Origin of the sequence: Bacteroides sp. AF32-8BH, from assembly GCF_003435205.1 — a bacterium.
GTDB classification, from domain to species: Bacteria; Bacteroidota; Bacteroidia; order Bacteroidales; family Bacteroidaceae; genus Bacteroides; species Bacteroides ovatus.
The window spans coordinates 2,080-7,969 of the sequence record NZ_QVLZ01000086.1 but is presented as its reverse complement, the minus strand read 5'-3'; the positions used below and the strand labels follow the sequence as shown (position 1 = coordinate 7,969).

Sequence of the window (5,890 nt, the reverse complement as noted above, 5' to 3'; positions counted from 1 at the left end):
TTAAGGGCGAGCGTCAAGGACTTTGCCGAGAAACACGAACTTGACAAGTTCTTCCTTTACGGCTTCGGCTCTCATCATTTCTACCTGCACCAACGCTACACGAGCGACCCCGAAATGGTGATGCAACGCAGAGTGCTGTCTGTACATTTCTAATCATCTAAATAACAACGACTATGGCAACAAAAATGACAATTAACGGAGTAAGCACCTGCCAATCGGCAGGAACGGAGAACTACGAGAAATTCCAAACGGGTATCGGCAGACGCAAACGCACCCTTGTGCAATACGACTACCGCCACATGGACGGGGAACTTTTCTCTTGTGTCAAACCCACATTAGACGAATGTCGAGCCGCACGGGACAAGTGGCTAACGGCAAAGGAAAGGAAGGAGAACAAGCGATGAACGAAGCAGGCTACCAAACGCTGATAGTCAAATTCAGCGAACCCATTACGGCATTGGACGGCATCTTTGACGATGCCGAAGCGTGGGGAGTTGATACCCTAAAGGGGTGGATAGACAGCTATGAAAGCAGCCGTTTCACTGCCATTGACAGCCATACGGCAGTCATCACGAGCGAGTATAACATGGAATGTCTGAAAGAGTGGCTGGAAAAATGCACACCCATAACCGAGAAAACAGAATTTTGAACATTGGGGCGGTGTCCGCACCGCCCGAACCATAAACCTAAAAGACAACGGATATGATAGCAAAGACAATTTTAGAGCAGATTGGCGGCAGACGCTTTGCCGCCATGACGGGAAGCAAAGACTTCACAGACATGGGCAACGGCTTGCGCATGAGCCTTGCGAGGAACAAAACGAGTGCCAACCGTCTTGACATCATTTACGACGGAGGTGCAGACCTCTACAATATGCGTTTCTACCGCAGGACGTTCAGCAAAAAGACATTCGAGAGCAGGACGAAGGACATTGAAACGCACGAGGGGATATATTGCGATATGCTGGAGGAAATGTTCACGATGGTGACGGGGCTTTACACCCGTTTTTGAGAGGTGGGCGGCGAAAGCCGCCTACTTTCTTTCAGTGAGCATGATGGCGGACAAAGAAAGTAGCAAAGAAACCTTTGTTTTAATCTGCGATAAATGGAAGCATAATATCTCTTATATGAATGATTTTCCGTACCTTTGCAAAAAATGAATTATGAGTAAAATAAATACTACATATCAGGAATTAGCTGATTACATATTTTCCTTTTTTAGTTCATGTACAGCCCCTGGACAAGGATTATTTTTGTTTCGTACATTAAATGCTACTACTCGAAAATATGGTAAAACACAAGCGGAAATTAACTTGTGCCATATTGTAATATTCAATTTGTTGGAAAATGGTTATTTGGAAGCCGCTAATGAACCATCTCCATTTGTAAGACTTACTGAAAAAGGATTTGATTATTTGCAGGGTGATGATTTAATTAAAAATCAAATAAACCTTAAAGAATACATTGATTTATCAAAAGAAGATAGTAATGTAACATTCAATGGATTGTGGACTATCATAGGTATAAAAGATGTTGCTCCTTTTTATGTAGACGGACCTACATTTTTTAATACAATCAATCCTTTTGTAAATGTAGCTACAAATTATTCTGCATATATTCAGATGTTATCAGACCAAAAAGAATCAACCTCTCGACATACTTGGTTTAAGACTCTGTTTCTACGACTGAAAAAATCGGATATACCTTCTTTTTTGGATGATTTATCGTTGAGTATTTATAAGTATTATGATGAAAAGGACACCACAAATCAAACTAACAGTTATGATATAGGTGCGATTGTAAACCCTATCGTAGATGAGAATAAGGCAATTGTAGCAAAAAAGGTTTTTATTACTTATTGTTGGGAGAATGATGAACATAACGCATGGGTTCACAATTTAGCCAATGATTTAGATAAGGCGGGGTTTGATATTTTTATAGATATTAAACAGCCGTTGGGTATTGAATTGAACCGTTTTATGGAACAAACAATTGCAAATGTTGATAAAGTTTTGATAATAGCCACTCCTGAATATAAAAAACGTGCTGATAATAGAGAACGTGGTGTAGGATACGAAACTTCATTAATCACAGATGATTTAATTAAAGACCAAAACAGAATAAAATTTATTCCCATTATAAGAATTGGTAGCAAGGATAGCTCATATCCCATTTATTTAGGCAATAGAAAAGGATTATATATGAGAGAAGACAATGATTATACTCAAGCATTGAATGAATTGATAGACAATATTAGAAATTATTAAAATTAAAAGTCCGAAGATGCTGAAATTTCTTCGGACTTTTAATTTGTTATTGTATATACAGTAGTGCAAACTCCGCCTTTCTCCGTTTGAGCAGCATGGCGTGGCGTTTCCCCTTATAGTTACAGAAAGCGATATACTCCCGATAGATATTCCTGTCGCCAGCCTCCAGCTTTCGGATCAGCTTGCTTTTGGGTATCTTCCCGTACCCCAACAGACGGTATGGACCGACATTGTAGGCAAGCGTGGCAAGAAGCAAGCTATCCTTCCGGAACTTCCGGAACATTGCGCAGAACTTCCGCAGGTCTTTCCGCAGGAGCGCGTCCGCCTGCCGCTTCGTCATGGTACGTGCCGAATACCTTTCGCCCGGCAAAAGTTTGTGCCCATATCCCACGTATGGGTAATGTTTTTCCGAGTGCCAGCCCTCAAAGAATTTCGTGCAGCACACCGCCCTCTCAAATGGTGGCAGACGGTAGATTGCCGCCTGCCCGTCCGTTCCCTCTCGGCGGCTGATCTGTGCGGACACAGAACAGACCGCAAGAAGCGAACAGACGACTACCATGAATATACGCATCATCGTGTAAGGGGCTTGAAGTTTCTGATGGGGACAACAGAAATAACCCCATCGTCCTTTACGTTTCGGTTGTTGAAGTCAAACTCCAGCTCGTAAGAGTTGTTGAAGTTGTCCTCCACCACCACGATGAAGTTGTGCGCTTCGTCGCCCTCCGCCGTGTAATACAGCCGGAACTTCTCGTTTTCAAGCAGGTAGCGGTCGTTGGGCAGGAACGTGATTCCGCCCGCCATTTTCAGCGTGCCTTCCCCCTCGAACTGGAAATAACGAATGGTATAGAGGGTGTTGGCGAAGTCGCCCGTTTTTTTCAGCTCACAGCGGATTTCCACCGTCTGCCCCCTCGTCACCTTGTTGGGTACTGGCATGGTTTCCACCGTGAAGGGATAGGATTGCTGGATGTCCATGTCATCGTCACACGACACGAGTGTGAGCGATATGGCGGCGAACAGGCAGAGTGCCAACGCCTTGAAAATTGATATTCTCTTGTTCTTGTTGTTCAGTATGTTCATTGTCCTTTGATTTTTAAGTTATTGTTATTTTTTCGTTGTCAGTTGTAGATACTCGTTCAAGTCCTTGCAACCGTCATAGAGGGCGGAACGGTCGCAGACACGTTCCCCATAGTGTCCTTTCAGCGTTTCCAACGTCCGCCGTCCGGCTTCATCACGGTCAAGATAACAGTCTATGCGCCCGTAACCGCCCAAATACCTCATCGCCTTTTCCACGTTGGAAACCGAGTTCAGCACAAGACAGTCACCCGTTTCCAATCCGAGCGTGGCGGCGGAAAGGAAATCTATGAAGCCCTCAAATACGCTGCACAAGTCAGCCGGAGAGCCTTCCGCCTTGATCGGCGACACATCCTTCGGAGGCACGCATCCTTTGAAGAAACGGCTGCGGATTTCATATCCACCAGCCACATTCGGGAAGCCGACGGCGAAATACCGCTTGCCACGCACTCCGTAATTCAGTTGGCAGCAATACCGGAATGCAATGCCGTAAGGAATGCCCCGTTCCGCCAGATAGTCCGTCAGTGGAGAATGAAACAGTGGGGCAGCTTCCACTCCTTCAAAGGCAGGTTCTGACGGTTTAGGCTGGAAAGTTGGTCTGCTCACTTCGGGAACAGGCATAGGCATATTGGCGGTTTCCGCTATGAATTTCACTTGTTCCATGAAGTCACCGCTTCGGATAAACTCCCCGGCAAGAGTGAAGATGTCGCCGCCCTTGCCCGTACCGAAGTCGTACCAGAGCTGTTTCGCCACGTTCACACGGAAAGATGGCGTGCGCTCATTGCGGTATGGCGCACGATACCACAACTCGTTGCCGCTTCTTCTGACAGGCTCATGCCCCAGCCGTGCGAGGAAGTCCGCAAGGGCTATATGCCTCATGGCGTCGATTTCCGTCCGTTCCATGCGGTGCGTCAGTTTATGATGAACTTCACGCCCACGCCCCACTGCGTATGAAACTTCCTCGTGTCACCACCCCACAGGCAACGCTCCCGGAGGTTGGCGAGCAGGGCGATACGGTCTGCCACGTAAAACTCCACATCGAGCGTCAGCGCACCGCCGTAGATGAAGCCGTCCCGGTCATGGAGCGTGGAGCCGTCATGCAGTACCTTTTCGCCCCAGTTCACCGATTCATATCCGGCAAGAGCCGAAGCTCCTGCATAGACGAACACGATTTTACGGGCATCGGAGAGTATCTTGAAGTAGTAGCCGCCCTCCGCCGTGAACTGCGCCACGGGTATCTTCCCGTCCTTGTAAGGGTTGTTCTTCAACAGGTATTCGCCGCCGAACACCCATTTGTTTCCGCCTTTGGTATAAGTGGAAAGAGCCGCCCCGAAACTGTACCCACCGTCGTTGCCGCCGGGATTGAAACCGTCCGCCATGTTCGCCCTGACCTCGATGCCCTGCATCTTCGGCAGGCATCGCTGGGCGTGCGCCTGCCCCGTACACAGGGCAAGCGACGCGATGATTATTGCGATGTACTTTCTCATGGTCAGCGCACTTGAAGTTCGTTGATAGTATTGGCACGTACCAAGTCCTCGTTCTCAATCATGAAAGACTGGTGGCGACCTCCGTTCTTCTCGTTGAGTTCCACCACGAGGCACTTGTCATCGGGAATGGTGAACTTCGCCATCGTGAACACCGTGCGCTCGCTCTTCTTGCCCGGCACGAGCGTAGCGTAATTCTGCGCACGGAGCGGCAGGATAATCTGCTCCTGCACGGCGGTACGCTTCGCCACCTTCTTGTCCACGATTTTCCATGTGATGTAGTCCACGTCGAAAGGCACGTTGCTCTGGTTTTTTATCTCCGTGTGGAAATAGAGCAAACCGTTATGCGTGTAGATGCCTTTCAGCAGGTACTGGATGCCGAATCGCTTGCAGCCGATGTGCTTCACCTCGCGCTTATTCTGCTTGTGGATGGACTTCATGATAAGGCGCACCAGCATCGGGCTTTCGCTGCCCAGCTCCTTCAGGTATATTTCCTGCGCATTGTTCGGGCGGTTCACTGCCTCGCCGTCATGGATGAAGTCGTACATCTCCACGTTGAGCAGCAGCGGTTCGGTGGCGTACTTCACGTTGAAGGCATAGAAACTCCCGTCCTCCGTTATCACGGACATATTGGTTTCGTTCGGGAAGTCCCTCACGGTAGCCTTCACGCGGATGACGTTCTCCGCTCCGTCGGCTTTGCCCGCAATCAGGTCGGGCGAGCCTAAATCCACGTAGCGCACCTCCGAGGGGAAAATGACGTGGACGGTCTTGTCATAAGTCACTTCCAAGCCGTGCGGGGGAACCATGCGGTCAAAGGTTAGCTTCTTTGTCAGCCCGTGATACAGGTCGCCGTCCGCCTCCTTCTGCGGATAGACCTCCTTTGTCAATGTCGGTTGTTCACTTCCGTTGTCCGTTCCAACGGTTACGTTCTCCTGCGCGTTGGCAGTTGCGATGCCCATAGCGAGGGCAAACATGATGATTACTTTTCTCATTACTTTGGATTTTAGTGGTAAATAAAAATTGGATTGTTGTTACTTTTTCTTTTTTCAATTCCTGTCCTGATAGAGCA

General features: G+C 48.1%; 9 protein-coding genes. 4 read left to right on the top strand and 5 right to left on the bottom strand.

Annotated elements, in window-relative coordinates:
• Positions 1-173 precede the first annotated feature (173 nt).
• The 4 genes from DWZ47_RS29760 to DWZ47_RS29745 all read left to right on the top strand — a co-directional run bounded on the left by DWZ47_RS29760 (position 174) and on the right by DWZ47_RS29745 (position 2,266).
• Complete coding sequence (locus DWZ47_RS29760; protein WP_004316956.1) at positions 174-404, top strand: DUF3873 domain-containing protein; 231 nt, start codon at positions 174-176, stop codon at positions 402-404.
• Entirely contained in the window at positions 344-649 is a 306-nt protein-coding gene (locus DWZ47_RS29755) for a DUF6956 domain-containing protein (RefSeq protein ID WP_008019899.1), read from the top strand. The genes DWZ47_RS29760 and DWZ47_RS29755 overlap by 61 nt, the downstream gene beginning before the upstream one ends.
• 53 nt (positions 650-702) lie before the next feature.
• Positions 703-1,011: a hypothetical protein gene (locus DWZ47_RS29750; RefSeq protein ID WP_004316952.1), complete on the top strand. Its 309-nt coding sequence runs from the start codon at positions 703-705 to the stop codon at positions 1,009-1,011.
• A gap of 151 nt (positions 1,012-1,162) precedes the next feature.
• A complete protein-coding gene (locus tag DWZ47_RS29745) occupies positions 1,163-2,266 on the top strand; it encodes a toll/interleukin-1 receptor domain-containing protein (RefSeq protein ID WP_004315069.1) in 1,104 nt (367 codons plus the stop codon).
• Positions 2,267-2,312: 46 nt separating this feature from the next.
• Here the strand turns inward: DWZ47_RS29745 and DWZ47_RS29740 are convergent, their stop codons facing one another.
• From DWZ47_RS29740 to traN, 5 genes are read right to left on the bottom strand one after another with little or no spacing between them, the layout of a single operon-like run.
• The gene (locus DWZ47_RS29740) at positions 2,313-2,840 is read right to left on the bottom strand and encodes a glycoside hydrolase family protein (protein ID WP_004315070.1); all 528 of its coding nucleotides are present in this window, start codon (positions 2,838-2,840) and stop codon (positions 2,313-2,315) included.
• Positions 2,837-3,343 carry a DUF3872 domain-containing protein gene (locus DWZ47_RS29735; protein ID WP_004315071.1) on the bottom strand — a complete coding sequence of 169 codons (507 nt, stop codon included), beginning with the start codon at positions 3,341-3,343 and terminating at the stop codon, positions 2,837-2,839. The genes DWZ47_RS29740 and DWZ47_RS29735 overlap by 4 nt, the downstream gene beginning before the upstream one ends.
• Before the next feature lie 24 nt (positions 3,344-3,367).
• Positions 3,368-4,240, bottom strand: coding sequence for a toprim domain-containing protein (locus DWZ47_RS29730; protein ID WP_008616526.1), 873 nt, complete (start codon positions 4,238-4,240; stop codon positions 3,368-3,370).
• A gap of 8 nt (positions 4,241-4,248) precedes the next feature.
• Positions 4,249-4,824, bottom strand: coding sequence for a conjugal transfer protein TraO (locus DWZ47_RS29725; RefSeq protein ID WP_008616527.1), 576 nt, complete (start codon positions 4,822-4,824; stop codon positions 4,249-4,251).
• Between the two features lie 2 nt (positions 4,825-4,826).
• Positions 4,827-5,813, bottom strand: a complete 987-nt coding sequence (gene traN / locus DWZ47_RS29720) for a conjugative transposon protein TraN (RefSeq protein WP_032811227.1) — start codon at positions 5,811-5,813, stop codon at positions 4,827-4,829.
• Positions 5,814-5,890 lie beyond the last annotated feature (77 nt).